This window comes from Aminobacter sp. P4_H6_2 (assembly GCF_056400805.1).
The window spans coordinates 1-2,746 of sequence record NZ_JBFUKO010000682.1; the positions used below are offsets into that span (position 1 = coordinate 1).

The 2,746-nt window shown below is 56.2% G+C and carries 4 protein-coding genes, 1 tRNA gene and 1 pseudogene; 1 reads left to right on the forward strand and 5 read right to left on the reverse strand.

The window, feature by feature from the left end:
• The coding region (locus AC1DUU_RS28540; RefSeq protein ID WP_476786700.1) for a hypothetical protein at positions 1-263 on the reverse strand (263 nt) is incomplete at its 3' end.
• A gap of 330 nt (positions 264-593) precedes the next feature.
• On the opposite strand from AC1DUU_RS28540, the gene AC1DUU_RS28545 reads away from it, so the two are divergent.
• Positions 594-670 (forward strand) — tRNA-Pro (locus tag AC1DUU_RS28545).
• A gap of 168 nt (positions 671-838) precedes the next feature.
• On the opposite strand, the gene AC1DUU_RS28550 is transcribed toward AC1DUU_RS28545, so the two are convergent.
• From AC1DUU_RS28550 to AC1DUU_RS28565, 4 genes and pseudogenes are all read right to left on the reverse strand, one after another.
• Positions 839-1,090: a DUF1344 domain-containing protein gene (locus tag AC1DUU_RS28550; protein ID WP_476786701.1), complete on the reverse strand. Its 252-nt coding sequence runs from the start codon at positions 1,088-1,090 to the stop codon at positions 839-841.
• Positions 1,091-1,352: 262 nt separating this feature from the next.
• On the reverse strand, positions 1,353-1,610 hold the full coding sequence (locus AC1DUU_RS28555; protein WP_476786702.1) for a DUF1344 domain-containing protein: 258 nt from the start codon (positions 1,608-1,610) through the stop codon (positions 1,353-1,355).
• 272 nt (positions 1,611-1,882) lie between these two features.
• Entirely contained in the window at positions 1,883-2,128 is a 246-nt protein-coding gene (locus tag AC1DUU_RS28560; protein ID WP_476786703.1) for a DUF1344 domain-containing protein, read from the reverse strand.
• Between the two features lie 210 nt (positions 2,129-2,338).
• Positions 2,339-2,746, reverse strand: a pseudogene (locus AC1DUU_RS28565) (hypothetical protein); the annotation flags it as partial.

A 2,746-nucleotide genomic window follows, 5' to 3' on the forward strand; every position in this document is an offset into this window, starting at 1 on the left:
CCATACGCTATGGGGTCGGTGTCAGCGTCCGTAGAGATCACCACGTTCAGCGTGCTGAACAGCTCCTTACCGAGTTTGTGGACCTCGTGGCTACTAACGATCCCGTCAAAGTTCGTGGATCGCAAGACGAGAAAATCGCCGCGTTCGTCCTTGACCTCCTCGACAAAAGGATCAAACGGCGGCTTCAGCAACAACGCCCAGACTTTTTTGTCCTCGTCGGCACCGCTGAGTTCGACACCCCATTGATTGCTGGCCTGATTCATTCCTTGTCTCCCCTGAAGCGGTCGAAATCGGGATGAAAGATAGTTCCAGATATCCTTGCACCAAAGCATCAGACGCCAGCCCTGCCATCTCGACCCATTACGCCTCCAAGGATGAGCCGGCGAAGCCGGCATAGTTTCACATTGGAGAAATGATTCGGACGCGATAGGGAAGGTTGTTGTCCACAGAACGGCTAGGGAACACTGTGGGACTTTCTGTGGGACTTTTCGTCTGGGTTGGCCCCACATTGCCGCAAATGATCGGCTTCTGTTCTCAAGGCTCGATTTAGCTCTTGCGCCGCAACCCCTGAATATATATGGCTCCCCTCGGTCCGGAGTGTAGCGCAGCCCGGTAGCGCACTTGACTGGGGGTCAAGGGGTCGTCGGTTCGAATCCGGCCACTCCGACCATTTTATCCCTTCCCCTAACGATCGACTGAAAGCGAACCAGCCAGCCGGCAGGTTCTGCCGTCAAAGTCGGTCGGCACCTGTCGGTAAGCACGTCCTGCCTACTGCAAGAAACGCCACGGGCGCGGTTGCGCCCATGGCGTGATTTTCTGCTGGGGCGTGTCTGCTGCATTACATGTAGGACCGCACCAACACGGATTCGATCTTCGCGCCATTGTCATGCTCGTCGATTGCCACCCGCTTGCCGGGAGCCAGTTGCGGCGGGATCGCGACGTCGCGCGGAATAGTATAGCTTTCGCCATTGGTGAGCGTGATGACGCGAACCGCGGGGTTGAACTTCGCGACGACGCCGTCGATCTCGGTGGCAAGTGCGGCGCCCGACATGAGGGTAAGCGCTGCAGCAGCAAGGATGAGCTTTTTCATATTACTTCTCCTGCATTCAGCTATTACAAGCAAGGGTTTGTTGGAAGTTTCCATTGCTTTGACTACGGGATAACGTTTGGCAGCGGCGTTGGTTACATGGAGGTTGGTAAACTCACTACACAAATCATTCACGGTTTCTTGTGTTAGATTCTCCGCAGAATAAAAAAGGCCATGAACGTTGCCGTCCATGGCTTTGGTGTAGGTCGGGATGAAATCGGGCCTTTGGTTGCGGTGGCCCCTGGGGCCTGCCGGTAGTCGGTGCCTATCGCCTTTGCCAAAGTGAACCGGTCAAGACACTGGTCACATCTCCACCATCGTCCCGGGACGTGATGGTGACATTTTGGCCGACTTGGATGGCAGGCAGCGGCACCCAACGGGGAACGGTATAGCTTTGACCGTTCTGCAGCGTGATGACGCGAACCTGGGGATTGTAACGGGAAACAACACCATTGGTGACATCGGCAAATGCTGAGCCTGACGTCAGGACGATTGCTGCAACCGCAAGAGCAAGTTTCCTCATGGCATTTCTCCTTGGGATGGCCAAGCGGACGGGTGAGAGCTGGGGCTTCCGCTCACTGACCTTTCGAGAAACGGGATGTGTCCGAAAAAGTTACGCCCGGACCGGTCACTTCGACACACGAAACGATCACGCTTTGTTGTGAATTGGTCGCTGATGCGCATACTCGAGGCACTAGAGCTTCAAAACTGAGTATGACTTTGGCGTCGAAAACGCGAAAAGCCATGGGCGGGAGGAGCCCATGGCTTTCGGTGTAGCGCAGTTTTGGTCGCGGCTTAGAGCGCGCGCAGCACGGACGTTACCTGATCGGCATCGTCGCTCTTGGTGTTGATGGAGACCTTGTCGCCAACCTGGACCTGCGGAAGGCCGATGTGGCGTGGGATGGTATAGCTCCTGCCATTGTCAAGAGTAATTACACGAACATCCGGATTGAACTTGGCAACAACGCCTTCAGAGCCAGAAGCGAGAGCTGCGCCACTCATGAACGCAACAGCAGATACCGCGAGAATGAGCTTTTTCATTTTAGTAGTCCTTTCAATGTTTCTTAGCGATGCGATTTTTATTTCGCTGTTTCGCTTACCACCCTCAGATAGGCGCCTACCTTTCCGAATTCCATGGGCTGGACGGTCACTCTGATTCACAAAGCAGTCACGCCGAGTTGAGCCGGCAAAAGGGTGCCGGACCGTTCACAATAGCAGGGGGTTGTGCGCAACGCCTGTGGCGGTGACGAGTCAGCGGGCGTGATGTGCCATGGCCCGTTGATGACGGGCTTCCAGGGCTATCGAGCCCCAGATCAGGCCGAGCAACAGATAGAAGTGGCGCCAGTGGTCGGTATCGATCACTGAGCCAAGGGCGACATGGCCAAGGAAGACGACATAGGCGCACAGCAGATAGGGCTGCCACGGCCGGTCACGCAGCAGGATCCGGAACCCCGCCGCGATCGTCCACACAATCAGTGTCAGATAGCTGGCGAAGCCGAGCCAGCCATAGTCCATCAAGGCCTTGAGCCAGATGTTATGCGTGTCTTCACCGTACATTTGGCCGAAGAGGAGTGGGCCGATGCCGAATGGACTTTCCGTCGCCAATAGGAAGCCGATGCCGTAGCGCGCGAAACGGCCAAGGCGCGCGCCGTCATACTC